This is a genomic window from Rhodopirellula islandica (assembly GCF_001027925.1).
Taxonomy (GTDB): Bacteria; Planctomycetota; Planctomycetia; order Pirellulales; family Pirellulaceae; genus Rhodopirellula; species Rhodopirellula islandica.
The window spans coordinates 13,345-34,979 of record NZ_LECT01000007.1 but is presented as its reverse complement, the minus strand read 5'-3'; the positions used below and the strand labels follow the sequence as shown (position 1 = coordinate 34,979).

Sequence of the window (21,635 nt, the reverse complement as noted above, 5' to 3'; positions counted from 1 at the left end):
ACTGCGGGGCGAACAATCACCCCGCCAGTCCTGTGACCTGTGACCTGTGACCTGTGACCCTGAGCCACTTGAATCAAACACTCGGTCCGGGCGGCCGGTTTTGGATGCTGAGTTCATCCTCCGCATCATCGCCACCGTATTCCAACACACTGTGAATGTGGTACGGCGACAAACGAGCTTCGCCTCCCAAGGCGACCAGATGGATCAAGAACGAGCAGCCGACAATTTCAGCGTCGCATTTTTCCAGCAGACGCAAACAGGCTTCCACCGTTCCCCCGGTGGCCAACAGGTCATCCACAATCAACACCCGTTGGCCGGGTTTGATTCCATCCACGTGAATTTGCAACTCGTCGGTGCCGTACTCCAGTTCGTACGCAAAGGAGTGCAAATCGAAGGGCAGCTTGCCCGGTTTTCGGATCGGCACGAACCCCGCGTTGAGCCGCATCGCCAAGGGCGTTCCGAAGATGAATCCTCGAGCTTCGGCGGCCGCGACCACGTCGATCTTCTGGTCGAGAAAAGGCTTCGCCATCTCATCGACCGCCGCATTGAGCGCATCCGGATGAGCGAGCAGGGGAGTGATGTCCCGAAAAAGAATGCCGGGCTTGGGATAATCCGGGATGTCACGAACGTGATGACGCAGATCCATGTGCTGATACGATTTTCGTTGAGAAACAAAGTCCAGCTGATCACACAATATTGATCAACCTGTTTGCCGCATCCTAACGAATCAACACGCACGTCTCACACCGGGCAACCCAATCGCCGCCCGGTCAAACAGCAACTTTCGCTAAATCGGCGTCCGACGAGCGTGCCAAAGCGAGACTCCTTCGAATCAAACCGCTGGATCCACTTCCGGTGTATCGAAAATGCGATTCCATTCAGTCGGCGCAACCACCCCAGAAGCCCCCTCTCGCTCCGCCGCGCGACGGCAAGTGATGCAATCCATCGCGTACGGAATGGCTCGGAGACGGTTCAACGGAATGGGCTTCCCGCAATCTTCACACTCACCAAATCGCCCTTCCTCGAACCTCGCGATCGCTTCTTCGATTGCTAGCAATTCGCGGCTTTCGACCTCAACCAACTGACTGTTCAGTTCGTCCTGGACCGTATCCGCGGCGGCATCCAGAGCGTCGCCGGTTTTCTGATTGTGAAGTTCCTGCAACAGGCTGAGATCGCCCTCCAAAGCCCTTCGAAGCGCATCCCGACGCCGGAGCAACGTGACCCGAAGCTTTTTCAGTGTTTCATCGCGAGACATTATTCACCTCTTTGGCTGGCAAAGTGACCGGAACCGACCCAACTACGGCACTGACTGTGACGCACGCCGAGCCATTCAAGTTCACTCAAATGGAGCGTTCCTAGCTGCACACCGAGTCAAACCCCGGTTTCATTAGGGTAGATCGAGGAAAAGCCTTCCCTTCCACTAAAGGGACCTTTTCTACGTTTTCAGGGCGCCAACGGGGAAGAATTTCCGATTGCACGGGAACCCTGGCTGACGATCCCCCCGGCCGAGGAATCCCCCCTCTTCCAGGCCACAAGCATTCAACCAGACACTTCCCCCCCTGCAAAGTCACCCGGAAGCCGCAAAGTTTGCCAAAACGGACCAAATGCCTTCATGCCCCTGGTCGGTTCAACCGAACTAACAGGAACAAGTGGTTACTCCGAACCGCTTGAACGGAAACGAAGTGAACCGAAACTCGACCGGACCCTCCCCATACAGGTCCGACGCAATCGCTTTCGGGACACTTTGCCGTTCTCAAGAAAGCATTCCCGTGAGAAGGAACTCCGTGGTGGCAACTGACTCCTCGAATACACCAACACACACCGAATCCGACTCCGTCACTGCCTTTGCGGCTCCCGCTCGGTCGGAGGTGTCGAATCGCTCCACAGGCGAAGGAACCGCGACGAGTTGGTTGAACCAGCCGCGTCACGCGGCGTCTTCCGAAGTGGATTCCACTGGCAGACCCTCATCCGGCCCATCGCACAGCAAACCGCTGGGCGATCATGGCACCATGTGGAATCAAGACGGCGCGATTGAGTTTCGAGTGCGATGCAAAGATCATCCCACGCGACGATTGCGACTCGCTGGCGCTCGCTACACGCTTGGCAATGGAGTGGGATGCTCGATCCGCCTCGACGATCCAACCCTCCGTCCACTTCATGCGGTCCTGATTCGAGATGCGCACCGCATCCTCATTCGGGCCTACTCGATCCCGTTGCTGATCAACAACGTTCGTGTCACCGAGGGGATTCTGCAACAAGGCGACGTGCTCGGCCTTGGCAACTATGAATTCGAACTGGTTCAAGCCAAGTTGGCTGAGGCCAGCAAACCCACGGCGCACCGCTTCGCTGAATCGGTGCCTCGCCTGGCATCCGGCACACCAGCCTCGATGTTTGATTCCAACGTTGAATTCCAAAAGGAAGCGGCGCGTTGGCACAAGCTCAAAGAAGAAGCGGAACAACACGACCAATGGGTGCGTGAACGACAAGACGAATTGCAACGGCAATCCGAACAGCTCGAATCCCAATTCAAAGCGTTGCGGGAACGCGAGGACGAAATTCGTTCTCAAGAAACCGCCGCGGTCGAACTGCACGCCGAATTCCAAGTTCGTCATCGCGAGCTGACCGATCGTCAAAACCAGCTTGCCACTCAACAACAACAGTTGGAAACGCAACGCGAAGAATGGCACACGCAACAGCAGCGTTTACAGGGTCGCGACGAGCAATACCGAACCCAAATCGAAGAACTGCTGCAGGAAAAAGAATCCCTCTTCGAACGTGAACGCGACAGCGAACGTCGACTCACTGAAACTCGCCAGCAATTGAAAGCATCGCAAAGCCAAGCCGATGCTGCCGCGGAAGCGGTGACCCAAATGCGCACGAAGTTTGCCTCGCTCAATGAACAGTTGCTCGCCCTTGGTGAACAACAAGAATCACTGCAGTCGATGGGAATGGAACGCGTCGAAGAACACGCTCGCCAATGCAACGAGCTGTCAACGGCACGCGACGAAGCCATTGCCCAACGAGAACGAGCCAACCAAGAACGCGACGAGGCACTCGACCAAAAGGCCAGCAGCGATGCCAAGGCCAGTGAGAGTCAGAAACGTTGCGATGACCTGCTCAAGACCGAGGAATCTCTCCGACAAGAGATCGAAAGTCTCCAGATCGAGATCTCCGACGCTCGCAAAGAAGCCGAGGCACTGCGTCGTGATTGCCAGCACGCTCGCACCACCATCGGTGAACTCGAGGCACGGGTCCGCGAATCAGAGGATCGTCACGACACCGACCGGACGTCGTGGAGCGATGAGATGGACGCGCTGCGAACCGGCGTGGATGAGCTGACGATCAGCCTTGCACAAGCCGAACAACAACTCGCTCAACTCCGCGAAGACAACGACAAACTTCGCGAAACTTTGTTGGTCACGGAAGAGCAACGCGACGAGTTCAAAGCCAAGTACAATTCGTCTGAAAAACAGCGTCTCCGCGCCGAGCGAGAAGTTTCAGAAACTCGTCAGTTGTTCGACCGCTCCAATCGGGACCATGACGACACGCTCGATCAAATCGAACGACTCGAAGAGGAAACCCGCCAACTGATCAGCGGGAAATCCGTCGACGAACCCAAAGACGCCCCCTCCAACTTCCGACTGGGTCTGCTTTCAGCCGCAGCAACTTCGACCGAAGATGACGACTCGTTGGAAGAGGCCCCCGAGTCCTCCATCGCTCGCGACGACGAAGCGACACCGCTCGAAGCCAGCGACATCGCTGAGGAACCAGACGTGTCCTCGCCAACCGCGGACGCAGTGGGACTGCACATTGCCAGTGAAACAGACCCAGAATCCGTGGGATCACCGTCCACGTCCGACGCCCATGGGGCCGACGAACTGATCGACGAAGCCCTGAGCATGGTCCACGACTCCGAAACGGATCGACTGCTGCAAGAGGCCGAAGAAAAGGCTGCCAGCTGGAGCACCCCGATCGCCGAAGAAACCGTCGAACAAGAATCCGACGAGGATGCTTGGCCAACCTATGACAGTGCTCAAGCGAAGGGATTCGACGACGCCGAGTCAAACGTTTCGATCGCGGATCCTGTCGGACTTGCCACACCAGAACCGCTGGCGGACGATCCCTCGTCACCTGGGTGGCCCGAAGAATCTGAATCGCTGTTGCTGCCAGAAGACAGGCTCGCCGACCAACCGACTCAAGAAGCGTTTCGTTCGACCAACGAAATCAACGACTTGCCTGAAGCGAATCACGACAATGAGATCCGCAACGAAAACGCAACCGTTGCCGCTGATCCGGAATTGGACACCGACGCTTCCGCCAATCCCTGGACCGACGCTGAGGATTCCAACGAGGATGCCGGCGTTCAACAGTTCGCTGCTGAATTCACGGCCGCCGCCCAAGAAGAAGCCGACCAAATTCGCGAAGCTCGACTGTCTCAGGAATGGACTTCCGAAAACCCCGCCTCTGAGAACGCATTTGAGACCGACGACGAACCAAACTCGATGGTTCAAGAAGTGGAAGCAGAACTGAATGCGGCCACCATGGGCTTCGATCTCGATGCGGAATCGCAAACCGAGAACCCCTGGGCAACCGTTGATCTGGACCGTTCCTTCGACGACCAGGAATCATCAACCAGCGGATTCACCTCGATCAATTCGGCCGAAGAGGTTGATGACGTCGATGACGTTGAGACCCCATCACCACTCAGTTTGGCTGACCAACTGATTCGTGATCTCAACGCGGAAAAAAGTGGCAGCGAGAGTGAAGAGCAGCCTCGCCACGAAGACGACATGGCGGACACCGGCACCCAAATGTGGGACGGCCAAACCGATTATGCAGCGAATTTGGATTCGGACGTTGCCCAATTCGAACCTGCGAACCTCGATGAAACGGACGATGTAGCAGAACCGAACCAAGAGGCACTCGAAGCCTCCGGCACACAATCCTATTCCTGGGATCAGCCAGAGTCGGATGAGTCCTTTGACGTCGCCGAAGAATATGAGTCGACGCTCGCGGACGTTGAAGTCGAACCCGTCGGCATCGAACTGCCAAGCACCGAAGAGACCACGACGGAAACGGTCGTCGCATCGGACTCCGATGAACCAGATGACGACTCCATCGAAGCCTACATGAACCGGCTCCTGCAACGCGTCCAGAAGCAATCCGGCACCGACTCCGAACCGGAGACGCCCAAATCACCGAAGACTGTCGCGAAGCCAGTTGTGTCGCAGCTTCCCGTCGCAGAAACCATCGAATCGGAACTAGAGACCATCACCCCGGTCGACCCGGATGCTCCATTGATCCCTCGGTCACAGGCCCCCGAACGAAACAGCAATCTCTCCGCGATGAGAGAACTGGCAAACGAAAGTGCCCGCAGTGCTGTCGAACGAAGTGCCAAGTCACAAACACACAGTTCTCGTGTGCAAGCGATGGTCAAGTTCATGCAAGCGGCTGTGGCCATCATCTGCGGCATCGCCGCGGTGGCCTTCGTCGCGCAAGGCATGCTGAAGATCGTCGCCGCTGTGGCTGCTCTCTTGATCGCAGTCATCTGCGTGAAAGAAGGCATGACGCTGTTGTCCGTCGCACGCAACCGCTCGACCAAGCCGAGCAAGAAAACGCAACCGGAAACCGTCGACGCTGAAATCGTTGAATGAGCTCGACTGACGGGCAGGAGTTTGCTTGGCAAACGAACGCCGACTGCCTCCAAAACTCAATCGCTCGTCGACGGATACACGGCGACTCGAACAGGTCGCTGCTGCATGGCGAATTCGAACGCTTGATCCACATCGGCGAGTGAAAAACGCTTCCCCACCAAGGACTCAAAGGGAAAGCGTTGGTGGTTGCGTTCCAAAAACTGCAGACCACTGTCGAGATCTCGCGGCAGATAGTTGTGCAAACCGCGAAGGGTCAGCATTCGGCGAACCACCTGCTCCGGATACAGAGCCACCGGATCTGACGGGAACACAGATCCCACCAACATCACGCATCCACCGAGTCGCACGGATTCCAAACAAGCTTCCACAGCGGTGGTGACCCCGGCAAAGTCGATTGCCAGGTCCACTCCACGACCAGCGGTCAATTCCAGCAACCTTGCCTGACGCTGCTCTGCGGAATCGCTGGCAAGCACATCGGTGGCCCCAAACGCCAGAGCCAACTTCGCTCTTTCTTCGTTGGGATCCGCCACCACAATTCGCGCCGCTCCCGCTTCTCTGCATTGGGCCGCCGCGGTCAACCCAAGCATGCCCGCGCCAACAATTAACACGGTTGCACCGTTGACCGCATGGGTCTGACTCACCAACCGAAGCGCCGCCGAAACCGTGGCCGTGGCACAGTTCACCGGTGCGACCACCTCGTTGCTCAAAACCGCAGGGACCGAAAAGATCGGGGTTCCCGCGACCAGCACGCAGTGTTCACTCAGCCCGCCGGTTGGATGCCCACCATTCGCTTCATGGCCGTACTTGAAAAGCGAATCGCACTTCTGATTCAGTTCGTTGTCGCAGTAAAAACAAGCTTCACAGCCCACTGACATCGCCCAGGTGATGCGTTGGCCAATCTGCAATGGGACCCCGTGGTAATCCACCGGCGTGAGTTCACTGCACCACCCCACGACTTCGCCCACGATTTCATGACCGAGCACTCCCCCGTCATGTCCGCAGCGTCGCCCTGAAACCGTGTGCAAGTCGCTGCCACACAGCGTGCAGCAAAGGACGCGCACAAGCACCTGTCCTTCACACAGTGGTTCGAGCAACTTCTTGGCCTGCACGAACCGACGTTGCGTGGTGTCAAACTCCATCGCGATGTTTTGCAGATCGTTGCGCAGATCGGTTTCTGATTTCATTTCACTCATGGTCGTCCCAGCCGAAAAAGGCATAACACTTCGGCTTCATTGGCATACGGATTCGACAAACAGTGCTCCACTTCACTATCGAAATACAAGCTGTCGCCTTTCAAGAGATTGAACTCCTGCTCGCCGTAGAGAAACCGCACCCGTCCTTTCAACACCATCAGAAATTCTTCGCCTTCATGCGTTCGCGGTTCACGTTCTTCCCCACTGGGGACCTTCAACAAGAACGGGTCCATCGTCCGATGAGCCCGTTCACTGGCAAGTGAAAAATACTGCGTCGTCGAATCCGGATCTCGCTGAATGAGTTTCCGCTCGCTGCGCCGAACACAAACGATTTGAGGACGGTCATCCAAACCTTCCAACAAACTCGCGGTCGAGACACCCAGGGCGGACGCCAGCTCAGCGAGCGCTGGAAGCGAGGGCGTGATCCGAAAATTCTCGACTCGCGACAGCCAGCTTTTCGTTTGACCACTTTGCTGCGCCACCTCGTCCAAGGTCATCCCACTGTCCAGACGGAGTTGCCGGAGACGCTGTGCTAACTCCACCAAATTCATCCCTGCCCCCCTGATCGCGTCAATGTGAGAATCAGGTGAAGAATCCTCGTTGCGTGTTGACTGTCAAGCAACATTGTTGCACCATCGCGAAGTCGCGTCCAGCTTTGGAGCGTCGCCCAACATTGGCTTCTTTCAATCTTCACAATCCCTTGTGTGACTTCATGGCCATGACCACGGATGCTTCCCTGAATGGGCAGGCAACGATCACACAAGATGACTTGGCGACACAGGCAGACGTGCTCAAAGGAGGCCCGCTCACGCGTTGGTTGTCGAACGCCAACCCGACCACCTTTTCGATCTACTGCATCATTGCGGCGTTTGGCACCTACTTCTGCATGTATGCCTTTCGCAAGCCCTTCACTGCGGCCACCTATGACGGCATGCTTGCGTTCGGTGTGGGCTACAAAACAATCCTGATCACTGCGCAAGTCGCCGGGTACACCCTGTCAAAGTTCATTGGCATCAAGGTGGTCTCTGAAATGCCACCACGCTATCGGGCGATCTCAATCGTGGCCTTGATCGCAATCGCAGAACTCGCGTTGTTCCTGTTTGCCATCACACCGGTCCCATGGAATTTCGTCTGGCTGTTTGTCAACGGTCTGCCACTGGGAATGGTCTTTGGAATGGTGCTTGGATTCTTGGAAGGACGCGCCGTCACCGAAGCACTCTCCGCCGGATTGTGTGCCAGTTTCATTCTCTCATCGGGCTTTGTGAAATCCGTCGGCCGCACTCTGATCGAAAGCTATCAAGTCGAGACGTTTTGGATGCCCGCCATCACCGGTCTGATCTTTCTGCTGCCGCTGTTTCTGTTTGTTTGGATGCTGTCGCAGATCCCAGCCCCCTCATTCGCAGATGAACAATTGCGTTCCAAACGTTCGCCGATGAACGGTCAACAACGACGTGCCTTCTGGCGACGGCATGCCTTGGGGTTGACCGGCCTGCTGACGATCTACGTGCTGCTAACAGTCATTCGTAGTTTGCGAGACGACTTCGCAATCGAAATCTGGACGGAACTGGGTGTCCAGAACGAACCCACCGTTTTCGCACGCTCCGAATTCTGGGTGATGATCGGAGTGGTTGCCATCTCCGGACTGACCAGTCTGATCCGAGACAATCGCACCGCCTTTCTTTCTTCGATCGGACTCCTGGCGACCGGATTCGTGATCGTGGTGGCCGCGGTGGCCGGGCAAGCCCTCGGGAAGCTGTCGCCCATGGCATTCATGGTGACGCTGGGGTTTGGCATGTACGTCCCCTACGTGGCCTTTCACACCACCGTGTTTGAACGCATGATCGCGGCCCTCAAAGAATCCGGCAATATTGGCTATCTCATGTATTTGGCCGATGCCCTCGGCTACCTCGGGTACATCGGCGTGATGCTGTATCGCAATTCAGTCACCTCCGACCAGAACTTTCTCTCGTTGATGAACTACACATCCGTGATCGTTGCTGGGTTGGCCAGCGTCATCACCCTCTTCCTCTGCGCCCACTACACGACCAAAATCCCACGCCAGTCTCGTGACGCCGCCGTCGCGGATTGAAACATGACCATCCCAACTCATTCCATGCTTCCCAATGAACGCTGACAGCACCGGCCCCCGACATTCCGACTTGCTGATCATCGGCGCGGGTGCCCTCGGCAGCTTTTACGCCTACCACGCGTTGCAGCGAGGACTGCGTGTCACCCTGGTGGAACGAAGTTCGCAACCCAACGGCGCGACCACTCGCAACTTTGGCCAAGTCGTTCCCTCCGGGCTTGATCAGTCTTGGCAGAGCCATGGACGCGAAAGCCTGCGGATCTATCGAGAGCTTCAATCACAAATCGAACTGTCCGTCCGCCAAAACGGAAGCATCTACATCGCCTCGGACGAGGAAGAATGCACGCTGATCGAAGAATTGCACCAGATCAACCAACAGACTGACTACCGCTCGGAATTGCTCACCGCTGAGCAATGCCGAAGCAAATACCCCAACCTCCGATCCGACTACTGTCGCGGCGGACTGTTCTTCCCAGATGAAGTTTCCGTCAACCCGCGGCAGATGATCCATCATTTGCATGACCACCTGCGAACGCAACCGAATTTCGAGTTGCGGTTCGCGACGCTGATTCAGCAGGTGACTCCAGTGAGTGCCGACTTGATTCAAGTCGAGACCTCCACCGGCGAAGCATTGACCGCCAACAAAGTCATCGTCTGCTGTGGAAGTGAATTCCAAACCCTGTTCCCGGATCATTTCCGGCAAAGCGAGATGAAGCTTTGCAAACTGCAAATGCTGAGACTCGCCGCTCAACCAACATCGGTTCTGCCGGGCAACATCCTCACCGGGCTGTCGATCCGCCGCTACGAGAGCTTCTCCGAGTGCCCCTCGTGGAACGCGATCAAAGCCAGCGAAGCCAAAGACACGTTCGCTCAACAGTGGGGACTGCATATCCTGTTCAAACAAGAACCCGATGGCAGCATCATCTTGGGCGACTCCCATGAGTACACTTCCGCTGACCAACCCGACCGACTTGATTTTGATCTCCGATCAGACGTCAACGACGCCATCTTGATGGAGGCGAAGCGTATCATGGACCTTCCATCCTGGGACATCGAAACGTCTTGGTACGGAATCTACAGCCAAACCTCACACCCGTCTGGCATTCACCAGGACACGATTTCCCCGAACGTGCATGTCACCACGGGGATTGGCGGCAAGGGAATGACCAGCAGCGCCGGATTCACACGACACCATCTCACCGAGCTTTACAATGATTGAACTTGTCGTCTTTGACATGGCTGGAACCACCGTGGACGAAAACAATGTCGTCTACAAAACGGTGCGTCAGGCCATCAACGCCGCCGGATACAACTTCACGCAAGAACAAGTCCAATCGGCGGGCGCAGGGAAGGAAAAATCCCAAGCCATTCGGGACGTGCTGGCGTTGGATGGCAACGACCATCCCGACACCGAAGTCCAGTCGATTTTTGCTGACTTCCGAAGGCGACTCGCCGAAGCCTACGACACCCTCGATGTCACGGAACAACCGGGCGCATCCGAGACCTTTCGCGAGCTTCATTCACGCGGAATCAAAGTCGTCCTCAACACCGGCTACGATCGCCCGACTGCCGAAAAGCTGGTTCACAAAATTGGCTGGGTCGTCGGGCAGGACTTCGACGCGCTGGTCACCGCCAGCGATGTTGAAACCGGGCGTCCGGGGCCCGACATGATCTACCTCGCCATGGCACTGACGCAAGTCACCGATGCATCCGCCGTCGTCAAAATCGGTGACTCGCGCATCGACATCGAAGAAGGGCAGAACGCAAACTGTGGAATGGCTCTGGGCATCACGACCGGTGCCCAACCCGAAAACGAATTGCTGCAATCCAATCCGACCGCGGTGATCCATCACCTCCGTGACCTGCTCCAGTTGGTCGACCAAACCAGCCAACTCTCCAGGTAAAACGGACGCTCATCCTTCTCGAAGAAGCAGGTTGGCAGGAATGATTGGGTCCAACCACGTGAGCCGATTGGGCGTGAGCCCGGTTGTGCGAGGAAACCGTGGCGAACGCCGAGCGGCTCACATCCCCGATGACTTCTGCGCGCCTGCTGAGGAGCTCGATGCCCGGCGTTTCCATCTCTTGCCTCCGAAGAGGTCGAGCGGCGAGGGGATTGCGATCAAGCATGTGAGGCGTTCAGGTCTGCCGCCAAACACCAACACAGCTGAATTCGCCTGGCCACTCAGTTTGCTTTTTCTCGCAAACGCCGGGCAAGGTACTTCGCCGTCTCGTCGGCGATCACGTTGTATCCCGCGAGGTTCGGATGTCGATCCGAATACCACCCTGGAAGCCCACCTAAAATTGCATCGAGCTCATTCCCCATCACCTCGACACGATCCCCATGCACAAAAGGCTCGACCAGTTCAAGGTACTTTGTCGGCACTTTTCCCAGATCGTAACGGCGATAGTTGAGCGCATTGGGGCCCTTGCTCAGTTCATCTTTGTATCGCGGGTAGATATCGAAAACATCGATGCCTGCCTTGGCCGCCGCGTTTCGAATGAGCCCGTTGATTTCTTCGCTCGCCTCTTCGCTGGAAAACGGGATCACGGTCATCGCGATCAGTTCGGCGTTGGGATGGTCGCTTCGCAATCGCTCGCACAACTCAGCAAAGTGTTTCGGGAAGTTCTCGACAAAGTTTTCAATCTTCGCTCGGTCGTTGATCCCATATCGAATGAAGATGTAATCCAGGCCCGGTAGATCAGCACCATTGCGTTCGTAACGCCCGGAATCCAACAACCGACGAATCGTTTCTCCGCCCTGACTCGAATTGGTCACTTGAAACGGCGGAAGCCCCTCTTCCGCAGCCAACAACTGCTCCAAGACCCGCTCCAGATGTGGCCCCTCTGGTTTCAATCGTCTCGGCACACTGCCCTCGGTGGTGCTATCGCCGAGCAACAGAACCTGATGCATCCCATCGTGCACGGCATGAGCATTCTGCGGCGAGCCAGCGATCGCAACCAAGAACACTCCCACCCACAGAGGAGCGACAAATGAACACCAAGAAGAACAAGGAAGACGCATCGGCGATTGCCCTTTCATGAGAGTGGAATGCATCACCCAATCTTATCGCAATTCCACTGGACGACCGCTTTCGGCGCACCAAGATTTCGGTCAGGAAGTAGATTGGGTTGAATCAATCACAACGAGTGATCTCAACCATCACTTGCCCAACCACTGACGAACCTAAAATGCCACCTCTCGATACGTTGCCAACCGCATGGCGTCTGTTTCCAGTGCTTCTGTTCTTGGTTTGCGATGGAAGCTCGCTTTCGACTGCCGTTGGCGAGGACCAGACCAAGACGTCCGGAGAAACGACCGAGAATGTGAATGTGCTCAGCTACAACATTCACATGTGGCAGATCGGCGTGGATGACTTGGCAACCATCATCCGCCAATCGGGAGCGGACATTGTCGGTTTGAACGAAGCCTGGAACGAGAAAAAAAACGAAGCGATCGCTCAAGAACTGGGATTCAACGCTGTCTACGGCGGGCGTTCGCCAACCGAACCCCACCCCGCGAAAACTCACACGATCAATGGGTTCTACATGCCACAGGTCCTGTTGACGAAGCACAAGGTCATCCATTCCGAAGTCTTCAATGCGCTGGCGGCCAAGGACCACGAACGCTTCGACTCCGACGTCCCGATTCATCGTGGTGGAACCTTGGCCGTGCTCGAAACCGCCAAGGGGAACCGCATCGTCGTTTTCGTCCTGCATCTGCACCCGTGGGGCGAAGGGAGCGACGAAAAAATGACCTCCATGCGGCTGCAAGAGATCGAAGGGATTGCAAAGAAACTCCAACCCTACCAAGACCTCCCGGTGGTCATCCTTGGTGACTTCAACACACAGTCCCATGTCGATGTCGACGGTGGCTGGAAAGTCACCCGTTTCCTTGAAAGCCAGGGCTATGAAGATCTGTACCGAACGACTCGTCCGGATCCCCAGAGCCATCCTGGCCAGACCTTCCGCGACACCCGAATTGACTACATCTTTCACAACCAACACTGTTCCGCCGTCAGCAGCCAAGTGGTCCAAGAAGGCGTCTTCGGGTCGCGAGGCTACGATCAATCCGATCATCTCGCCATTTCCGGTGTTTTAAAAGTGGAGACCTCCACCAAGCCTGCGGTTCATCCTGTGAACTGAGCCACTGTGCTCGCGACAGATGGTTGGAACCCCAGCCCTCAGAAGCGTTGAAGAGGGGATCCATTTTCAGCGCAAGATCACTGCCGCAGCAAACACCGTTGGGAGCCTGCTGGTCTGTCACGACTTATTCTGAGGGTAGTGGGCGAGGCGACCAGTCCTGAACTGGCGTCAAATCCAAGGACTCGTCGCCTCGTCCACTACGATCAACCTTAACTTTTGGCTGTGACAGACCACTACCCGTTTCCCACCGGATCCTTTGCTTGAGGAGCCGTCCCCTCAATCTGCCGGTAGGTCAGGTTGATCCGCTCATCAACCGGTTTCTTTGTCTTGGGGATCTCATGCTTCCAAAATTGCTGCATCGTTCCCGACATGATGATGAGCGTCCCATGACCCACCGGAAAGCTCATCGTTTCCTTTGTCTGGTTGTGCTTGATCCGAAAGTTCCGCGTCGCTCCTAGCGACAAAGATCCAATCACACTTCCCATTTCGGGTTCGTCATCGGCATGCATCCCCATGCTGTCCTGACCGGATCGATAGCGATTGAGCAGGCAGAAATTGTACTCGCCCTGTACCGCTTCGATCTTCTCCTTGATCTCCCGCAGCGTCGGCGTCCACGGAAGTGCGACATTGACTGTTCCAGAGTATCGATAGGTCGCACCGGCATCCCCGTAGGAAGCCGTCAAACGAGGCTGCCTGTGTCCGAAGATCCCCGGCTTCTGCTCCCAATGGCACTCATCCCTGATGGCAACCAAGTAACGATCCGCCAACTCGGAAGGCAGAAAGGACTCGTCGAAATGCAGAACACCTCCATCGGCCAGTGAGATCGTTTGCATTGTTTTGGAGGGAATGCGTTTCATGCCCGCACCTGCCCAAACGCATCAAGAAACGTCTTCGGGGCTTGAGCACCCGACAAAGCGATTTTGTTTTGGACGATGAAGAAAGGAACGCCAGTGACCTGATGCTGCTGAGCTCTTTCGCCAGCTTGAGCGATGACGTCCAGCCCCGCGTCGCTGTGGAGCATGTCGTCCACGAGCTGTCGATCCAGCCCGGCTTCCGCAGCCACCTCCCTCAGCGTTTGCTGACCACCAATGTCCCTGCCTTCGCTGAAGTAAGCCCGGAACAGCCCCTCCACGACCGCGTCCTGACAGCCATGCTGATCGGCGAACCAGATCAGTCGGTGAGCATCCACCGTGTTGGGAGTCCGCTCTGTTTTATCAAAGGCAAAGTGAATCCCCTCGGACTCGCCAACAGCACTGACTTGAGCATCCAGATCCATGGAGCGTTCCCAACTGCCAAATTTCCGAGAGCGATATTCTTTGCGGGGAATGCCTTCTTGGGGCATCGTCGGGTTCAGCTGGAATGGATGCCAGCGAACCAGCACCTCACGCTGGCCGTCCAGCGCGGCAATCGCCTTTTCAAGCCGCCGCTTGCCGATGTAGCACCAGGGGCAGATGACATCCGAAATCACATCGACGGTAACATTCATTGTGGCTCCTGATTCAACGATAGAAGTCGATCCACTTGAACGTGATCGACTTTGGATTGTCGTCCAACAAGGCCTTGGGAAGTTGCATCTCGAAGTACCCTTCGTTCAACGGAATCCTTCTGACGGGTTCCCCATCCTTGTCCAACATACGAATGTCCATCCAGGACGGATGCTTCGCATCCAGCGGCGAATCATCTTTGCTGATTCGCCGCTTGCCATCCTGACTCGAAACGCTCGCTTCAAGCATCCTTTTGCCGTTAATGACTTGAAGTCTCTCCAGCCCTTTCAGGTGCAACCGCAACATCACGCTGGCCGGCCATTGGTCATCACTGCGTTCGACAACCGCCTGACTGATTCCCTTCGGGCTTTGAACTTCGATGACGACGCGGTCCTCTTCAGCCGCGATCTTCACCTTGTCGCGATCGTGCTTGGTCGTGATTCGGAATGCTGGGTCATCGCCGCACGCGGTGACGCAGTTCGTCATCCCCAGCACGACCGGCAAACAAAGGACGGAGACTGCCAGAAGGTTTGAAATGGTGAACACTTCCAATCGTTTCGGTTCCAAGGGATTCTTCATTGCCACGATTCTAACCGGAGCGACCACGAGCAGGATAGAATTGGCGTCCCCCCTTTGGAGATACCAATGACGATTTCACGCCGACAATTCTGCGGAGCTCTCGGAGCCGGCCTCGCCATGTCCAACGCGGACCTGTTCGCGGATCCGACGCCTCCCAAGCCACTCCGAGTGATCGCCTACAACATTTACCGACTCGCGGGATGGCCGAATCAACGTAGCTCGGCGAAGGAAGCGGTTGCCAAAGGGCAGATGGCAAAGCGATTGGCGATGGAACTGGCCCTGCACGATCCCGACATCATCAACTTCTCCGAATCACCCGCGGTGGAATTGACCGAAGAAGTGGCCGAACTTCTCGGAATGAATCATGTTCGATTTCCAAGCGGTGGCAATTGGCCAGGAACGCTGCTGAGTAAGTTCGAGATCACGGAGTCAAAGAACGCCCCCATGCAAGGCGGCAGGCCGAAAGAGTTGTTCACCCGACATTGGGGACAAGCCACGGTGAACGTGTCGGACGACGAACCATTGATCGTGCATTCGGCCCATCTCTTCCCAACCGCCGATCCCACCGTTCGGCTGAGAGAAATTCGAGCGATGATCGAATCGATGAAACCAGATCTGGATGCCGGTCGGTCGATGCTTTTGATCGGCGACCTGAATCACAGTCCCGACACAGATGAATACAAACTTTGGATGGACGCTGGTTGGGTCGACACGTTCACCCAAGTCGGCCAAGGCGAAGGCCCAACCATCAAGTCGGACATTCCCAAGTGGCGGATCGACTACGTCCTGGCCGCTGGACCGATTGCCGATCGAATCGTTGAATCCAGGCCCTTGTTTGAAGGGGCCTTCCGGCTCAACATCAATGACGAGACCTCGTTTGCCTTGAGTGATCATCTTCCACAATTGGCAGTCTTTGAATCGCAATAGACGAACCTCCTCCGAAAATGGCAGAGGCGAAAGTTCCATGGACGGTGGGACGACAATCTCGTCGTTCAAGCACCGAACGACGCCGCGCCAACGAACGACACACTTGGCAGATTCCCTGATCGACGCCAAAGGGCCGTCTCTGAAATCACAGCCGGTGCTTTGGGGGGAGGATCGATGACACCAGCGGAACTTCTCAACGCTGGCACTCGGCAAACGACGCGGAGGCACGTCGTCCCCTTGGAAATCCGCCCCCTCGATCGGCTGTCGAGGGTCATGAACGCGAGGAATCATCGTCAGCTCAATTGTGTGGGGCCGAAAATCCCCTAGGTTTTCTCCGTAAAACCAATTGGATTTGTGGAGTGTATTTGGCATGGACGAAGAATCGGCGGACAAACATGAGCTATTCCTGACGCTATTCACCGCGAATGAGGCGGCGATTCGTGCGTTTGTGCGCCGCTTGGTGCCCACTCGGCAGGACACAGCCGACGTGATGCAGGGGATCACGCTCGTTCTTTGGCGGAAGTTTGACCAACTCGACGATCGCGATGGGTTTCGCAAGTGGGCGTTTCGCGTGGCTCGATATGAATCGCTCGGATGGCTTCGCGACAAGGGTCGTGACCGTCATGTGCTGTCCGAGGACCTGCTTCACTTGGTCGCTGAAGAGGCAACTCGGGATGAATCCTGGCTGGCTGCCCAGCGTGATGCGTTGGATCAATGCCTTGAAAAACTACCTCAACCGAACAGACAACTTGTACTAGCGGCCTATGCGCCGGAAGCCGAGATTCAACAGGTTGCTCAGCGGAGCGGTCGGACGGTGGGCGCGTTTTATCAATGGTTGCACCGGATTCGCTTGCAACTGGTTGAGTGCACCCGACGGACCCTCGGGACGGAGGGACTGTCATGAGTCGCCCTTCCGACAAGCAAACTCTGATTGCAGACTATGCAGCCGGAATCATTGACGCCGATGCCCTCGGCGAGCTTGAACGATCGCTGCGTGTGGATGCAGAGTTCCGACGTGCTTTCATTGAATACCTGAATCTGGACTCAGCCCTATCAGATCTGGCCGCTCTCTCGGATGCCGAATTCGATGCGATCAATTCGGAGCACGCGCCGACTCCGGAAACCCCCGTCGTCCTTCCGTGGTCAGCTTGGCAACCTTTTGGCATTCTGGCTGGCCTCGCTGCTGCCGTGCTCCTGGTCGTGGGAATCGTATGGTTCAAACCAACGGCCGAACCACAATCGACAGCGGCAGCAGTTACGGTGGAGGTCATTTCTCTCGATGCGGCCCAACTGGCTGGTGTCGATCAGACAGTTCGGGTTGGCGACTGGATCGAATGGAATCGCATCCGCCTGGAATCAGGAGCAATCCAGGTTCGATTGGACAATGGTGTTGTCCTCGACTTGTCTGGTCCACTGGACGGCACCCTGGAATCCTCGATGCGTTTGCGACTCGCGCACGGGCGTCTGAATGCGGATGTTGGGGAGTCAGGCCAAGGCTTCACGGTCGTGACCGATCATGGAGAAATCATCGATCTTGGCACTCGTTTCGGCGTCGATGTGTCTGACGACGAAGCGAGCGTGGCTGTCTTTGACGGTGAAGTCAAAGTCGACTCTCAGGGCAATTCCAAAATTGGACGCCCGCTGAACGTCTTCGAAGGCGAAGGGGTCCGTCTTCGCAAAGGTCGCAAGCCGCGTCGACTGTCCGCTGTCTGGTTGTCGCAGGGACCATTCGGTCTTTCCGCGAGCAACGCCTCTTCGATCGTGCTCAATGTCACGGACAATGCGGCGACCGATGGCTTTCACCGCTTCTACGGAATCCTTTCCGGTGGAATGCGTGAAGGAACCATTGCCTACACGACGCATGCTTCCACTCCGCGACCGGACGTTGTTTGGCGAGCCGCGGAAGGCGAAGAGTTCCCTGCCGAATTGCTCGGCGCCGACGTCGTTTGCCCGTTCCACGTCGATCGGCAAGAACAGTCGCTGACCATTTCATTGCAACTTGCAGGATCGGCAGACGTTTACGTCATGCATGACCGACGCAGGCAGCCCGCTGCCTGGCTACAGAACGGATTTCAAAAAACCGAGTGGACGCTTCGCAGCGGACCATGGCGTCCGGTGAGCCCTTTGGCTCAGGGAATCGAACCGGATCAAGCTGGTGACCTCTACGTTCAGTACTCGGTCTGGAAGAAGCGTGTCGATGCAGCGAGCAACGTTGAACTCGGTCCACCCCAGACCGATGGCGATCGAGGAAACAAGGCGATGTACGGCATCGCCGTCAAAGGCATCCCCGGACTGTAATCATTGATGACCACCCAATTCCCCCCACATGAATGTCGCATGACCTGCCACTTCATTCTTTCAACTGGATCGCGAATGTTCCGCCTGTTTGTCTCCTTGATCACGCTGCCAGTTGTGTTGGCTGCTTCCCCCGTGTTGGCTCAGCCAGCCACGTTGCAAGAGATGTTTGAGACGGTCGACGCCAATCAAATTGCCAAAGAATCTCGGCTGCGTGGCGATCCGGAACGCGGGGCGATCGTGTTCTACGCCTCTGCAGCGGCATGCGCGAACTGTCATGTGACTGGCGATGGACAGTCACCGCTTGGACCCGACCTGACGCGATTGGGAGAAAGCATCACTGACGTTCACTTGGTTGAATCACTTCTGCATCCCTCCAAATCCATTCGCAAGGGCTACGAAACAGTCCAACTGCTCACAGCCGATGGTGAAGTTCGAGCGGGAATGCTGGTGTCTGAAGACGACGACAAACTGGTACTCCGCGACGCCACCAATTTAGAAGCCAGTCTCTCGATCGCGAAAGACGACATCGAAGCTCGCAATACCTCCCACGTTTCGATGATGCCCGAGGGCTTGGTCGCAACACTGAACTCCCCGCGGGAGTTCCTCGACTTGATCAGCTACCTGCTTGCGATTCATGAAGATGGCCGCGAGCGAGCTGATGCCCTGAAGCCAACCGCGGAGCAATTGATTCCCAAAGACGACACCATCAACCTGAATCACGCCCAGATCATCCGGCGGGCTGAAAACGGAAAGCTGAAACGCGGCAAACAGATTTACGAGTCCACGTGCTATCAGTGCCATGGCAAAGATGGAAACACGCCCTCGCTGGCAACCGCCCGAGCGTTCGGCACACAGAAGCTGAAGTTCGGTGCCGACCCGCACAGCATGTTCAAAACGCTCTCGCATGGAAACGGCTTGATGGCGGCTGCTTCGGCTCTGTCCCCACGGGAACGTTACGAAGTCGTGGCCTACATTCGTCAGCAGTTCATGAAGGACTCCAACCCGGACTACTTTCCGGTCACACCGAAATACTTGAGTTCGCTGCCCAAGGGCACGGACATGGGAGACTTCAAGCTCGATCCCGATCGCGACTACGGTCCGGCGCTGGCATCGCAACTGGGCCGCGACGTCAACAGCGCGTTGACGGTCAAACTGGGCAACCTCTCGATCGCCTACGACTTACACACGATGGATCAAGCCGCGATTTGGTCCGGCGGTTTTCTGGATGTGGATCAAACTCAACACAAACGCGGCCGAGGTGAAGGGTATCCCAAACCGCGAGGCCAAATGGTTGCGGCGTTGGACCTTTGGCAATGGGGCCATGATGGCTCGCTCGACTATCCCAAAACGGATCTGCTGCCGCGTGGTCCGTTGCCACAGCCTTGGCTGAACTATCACGGTCACTTTCTCTGTGGCGACCAAATCGTATTGAACTATTCCGTCGATGGTCGCGAAATTCTCGAAGTGCCATCCGCGATACCAAATCAAACAGCGATCCGACACACGCTGACAATCCATGGCGGGAAGCCGTTGGTGCTGGCAGTCGGAAAGTCGGGGACTGGGCGTGTCCGCCCCATGCTCAAGGGCGACATCGATGACGTGACGCTTTCGTTGGATGACCAGCAACGATGGGTCGTGAAGATTCCCGCCGGTGAAACGACACGCGTGATCGACATCGTTCGATTCGGGGATGCTGCTGCCGACGCAAAGGATCTAGCACTCTCGGCGATTGATCCCGCCGCGATGACGGCAGGTGGCGACCTGCGCTGGCCAGAAGTCTTTGAAACGATCGGCTACCGTGGTTTTCAATCGGGTGCTTACGCGGTGGACACCATTGCCATCCCGGAATCGACACCTTGGAACACCTGGTTCCGTACTTCAGCGATCGATTTCTTTCCCGATGGCCGAATGGCGGTGGCAACCGTTGGGGGTGACGTGTGGATCGTGTCCGGCATCGACGACGACTTGCTGAATGTTCGATGGAAACGGTTCGCGGGCGGCATGTTCGAACCCTTTGGTATCAAAGTGGTCGACGGGCTGATTTATGTGAATTGCCGAGACCGACTGACGCGTCTGCACGACCTCAACCAGGACGGTGAAGCGGACTTCTATGAAAGCTTTAGCGCCGACACGGACGTTTCCACGTTCTTCCATTCGTTCAACTTCGATCTGCAGACGGACGCGGAAGGCAATTTCTACTACGCCAAAAGCGGTCAGTACACGGACTACAAACTTCCGGGCGCGATCGTCAAAGTTTCAGCCGATGGAAAAAGCCGCGAGGTCATCTGCACCGGACTGCGAACGCCCAATGGAATGGGAATTCTGCCCGATGGTCGGCTGACGGTGAGCGACAACCAAGGCACCTGGATGCCAGCATCGAAGATCAATCTCGTCAAACGGGGTGGCTTTTATGGTTACGTGCAGAACAAAGGTGGCGGTGCATGGGCGCCGGATGGTGGAAAGATCGATCACCGAAAAGTGGTCCCGCCGAAGACCTTCGACCCGCCCCTGATTTGGATGCCGCAGGAGGTCGACAATTCATCGGGCGGCCAAGTCTTCGTGGAAGACGAGCGGTTTGGTCCCTTGGCGGGTCGATTGCTGCACACCAGTTTTGGCCAGGGGCATTTGTTCTATCTGATGACGCAGGAAGTGGACGGTTTGGCGCAAGCCGCCCTGGTTCGGTTCCCGCACGACTTTGGTACCGGCATCATGCGAGGACGCGTCAACCCCGTCGATGGACAACTGTATGTGACGGGTCTGAATGGATGGAACGACAACGGACGTGGCGACCTTGCCGATGGCGGCATCGATCGCGTTCGCCACACCGGCCAGCCCATTCGCATGATCACGCACTGCGAAGTGCATCCCGGCGAACTTCGACTCCAATTCAACTTCCCACTGGATCACGCTGCATCGACTGGCGGATCTGCGTACGTGGCCGAGCAATGGAACTACAAGTGGACCGAGAATTACGGTTCCGACTTCTATCATCCTGAAACGGGTGAAATTGGAAAACAAGACCTGCCGATCGAATCGGTTTCCCTCAGCGAGGATGGCAAAACGCTGTCACTCTGGACACCCAACTTGCGTCCCGTCGATCAATTGCACTTGCATATGGAAGTGCAGGACTCCAACGGCAATCCCTTCAACGAAGACGTCTACTGGACCATCCACGGAATCCCGAACGATTGATCCGCAGGATCTTTCCAGAGCGCACTCCAAAGTGGGATAGGCTTCCAGCGATGTCAAAGCACCCACACCGACAGGCTGG

At 56.4% G+C, this 21,635-nt stretch carries 17 protein-coding genes; 9 read left to right on the top strand and 8 right to left on the bottom strand.

Features of this window, described 5'->3' with window-relative positions; all coding sequences use genetic code 11:
* Positions 1-73: 73 nt before the first annotated feature.
* Positions 74-646, bottom strand: a complete 573-nt coding sequence (locus RISK_RS03025; protein ID WP_173442605.1) for an adenine phosphoribosyltransferase — start codon at positions 644-646, stop codon at positions 74-76.
* Positions 647-832: 186 nt separating this feature from the next.
* Positions 833-1,255 carry a TraR/DksA family transcriptional regulator gene (locus RISK_RS03020; protein WP_047812785.1) on the bottom strand — a complete coding sequence of 141 codons (423 nt, stop codon included), beginning with the start codon at positions 1,253-1,255 and terminating at the stop codon, positions 833-835.
* 529 nt (positions 1,256-1,784) lie between these two features.
* Between RISK_RS03020 and RISK_RS03015 the strand changes: the two genes are divergently transcribed.
* Positions 1,785-5,654: an FHA domain-containing protein gene (locus tag RISK_RS03015; protein WP_047812784.1), complete on the top strand. Its 3,870-nt coding sequence runs from the start codon at positions 1,785-1,787 to the stop codon at positions 5,652-5,654.
* A 56-nt stretch (positions 5,655-5,710) separates the two neighbouring features.
* Here RISK_RS03015 and RISK_RS03010 read toward each other — a convergent pair whose 3' ends face one another.
* Positions 5,711-6,838, bottom strand: a complete 1,128-nt coding sequence (locus RISK_RS03010) for a zinc-binding dehydrogenase (RefSeq protein WP_236695980.1) — start codon at positions 6,836-6,838, stop codon at positions 5,711-5,713.
* A gap of 5 nt (positions 6,839-6,843) precedes the next feature.
* On the bottom strand, positions 6,844-7,398 hold the full coding sequence (locus RISK_RS03005; RefSeq protein ID WP_047812782.1) for a helix-turn-helix domain-containing protein: 555 nt from the start codon (positions 7,396-7,398) through the stop codon (positions 6,844-6,846).
* A 167-nt stretch (positions 7,399-7,565) separates the two neighbouring features.
* On the opposite strand from RISK_RS03005, the gene RISK_RS03000 reads away from it, so the two are divergent.
* Genes RISK_RS03000 through RISK_RS02990 form a run of 3 tightly spaced genes read left to right on the top strand, consistent with a single transcriptional unit; the run spans position 7,566 to position 10,837 of the window.
* Positions 7,566-8,936 carry a DUF5690 family protein gene (locus RISK_RS03000; protein ID WP_236695978.1) on the top strand — a complete coding sequence of 457 codons (1,371 nt, stop codon included), beginning with the start codon at positions 7,566-7,568 and terminating at the stop codon, positions 8,934-8,936.
* A 34-nt stretch (positions 8,937-8,970) separates the two neighbouring features.
* On the top strand, positions 8,971-10,152 hold the full coding sequence (locus RISK_RS02995) for a TIGR03364 family FAD-dependent oxidoreductase (RefSeq protein ID WP_047812781.1): 1,182 nt from the start codon (positions 8,971-8,973) through the stop codon (positions 10,150-10,152).
* Complete coding sequence (locus RISK_RS02990; protein WP_047812780.1) at positions 10,145-10,837, top strand: phosphonatase-like hydrolase; 693 nt, start codon at positions 10,145-10,147, stop codon at positions 10,835-10,837. The genes RISK_RS02995 and RISK_RS02990 overlap by 8 nt, the downstream gene beginning before the upstream one ends.
* A gap of 278 nt (positions 10,838-11,115) precedes the next feature.
* Here the strand turns inward: RISK_RS02990 and RISK_RS02985 are convergent, their stop codons facing one another.
* Positions 11,116-11,988 carry an SGNH/GDSL hydrolase family protein gene (locus RISK_RS02985; RefSeq protein ID WP_201778924.1) on the bottom strand — a complete coding sequence of 291 codons (873 nt, stop codon included), beginning with the start codon at positions 11,986-11,988 and terminating at the stop codon, positions 11,116-11,118.
* A gap of 134 nt (positions 11,989-12,122) precedes the next feature.
* Between RISK_RS02985 and RISK_RS02980 the strand changes: the two genes are divergently transcribed.
* A complete protein-coding gene (locus RISK_RS02980) occupies positions 12,123-13,076 on the top strand; it encodes an endonuclease/exonuclease/phosphatase family protein (RefSeq protein WP_150122473.1) in 954 nt (317 codons plus the stop codon).
* 233 nt (positions 13,077-13,309) lie between these two features.
* Here the strand turns inward: RISK_RS02980 and RISK_RS02975 are convergent, their stop codons facing one another.
* Genes RISK_RS02975 through RISK_RS02965 form a run of 3 tightly spaced genes read right to left on the bottom strand, consistent with a single transcriptional unit; the run spans position 13,310 to position 15,139 of the window.
* A complete protein-coding gene (locus RISK_RS02975; RefSeq protein WP_047812777.1) occupies positions 13,310-13,933 on the bottom strand; it encodes an alpha-ketoglutarate-dependent dioxygenase AlkB family protein in 624 nt (207 codons plus the stop codon).
* Positions 13,930-14,562 carry a DsbA family oxidoreductase gene (locus RISK_RS02970; RefSeq protein ID WP_047812776.1) on the bottom strand — a complete coding sequence of 211 codons (633 nt, stop codon included), beginning with the start codon at positions 14,560-14,562 and terminating at the stop codon, positions 13,930-13,932. Before RISK_RS02970 ends, RISK_RS02975 begins: the two co-directional genes overlap by 4 nt.
* 13 nt (positions 14,563-14,575) lie before the next feature.
* Positions 14,576-15,139, bottom strand: a complete 564-nt coding sequence (locus RISK_RS02965; protein WP_047812775.1) for a hypothetical protein — start codon at positions 15,137-15,139, stop codon at positions 14,576-14,578.
* A 66-nt stretch (positions 15,140-15,205) separates the two neighbouring features.
* Here RISK_RS02965 and RISK_RS02960 point away from each other — a divergent pair, with 66 nt between their 5' ends.
* From RISK_RS02960 to RISK_RS02945, 4 genes are all read left to right on the top strand, one after another.
* Positions 15,206-16,066, top strand: coding sequence for an endonuclease/exonuclease/phosphatase family protein (locus RISK_RS02960; RefSeq protein WP_047812774.1), 861 nt, complete (start codon positions 15,206-15,208; stop codon positions 16,064-16,066).
* A 370-nt stretch (positions 16,067-16,436) separates the two neighbouring features.
* Positions 16,437-16,970, top strand: a complete 534-nt coding sequence (locus RISK_RS02955) for a sigma-70 family RNA polymerase sigma factor (RefSeq protein WP_047812773.1) — start codon at positions 16,437-16,439, stop codon at positions 16,968-16,970.
* Positions 16,967-18,364, top strand: coding sequence for a FecR family protein (locus RISK_RS02950; RefSeq protein WP_047812772.1), 1,398 nt, complete (start codon positions 16,967-16,969; stop codon positions 18,362-18,364). Before RISK_RS02955 ends, RISK_RS02950 begins: the two co-directional genes overlap by 4 nt.
* 75 nt (positions 18,365-18,439) lie before the next feature.
* Positions 18,440-21,556 (top strand): DUF6797 domain-containing protein, encoded by a 3,117-nt coding sequence (locus tag RISK_RS02945; RefSeq protein ID WP_053061048.1) that lies wholly within the window; start codon positions 18,440-18,442, stop codon positions 21,554-21,556.
* The last annotated feature ends 79 nt before the right edge of the window (positions 21,557-21,635 follow it).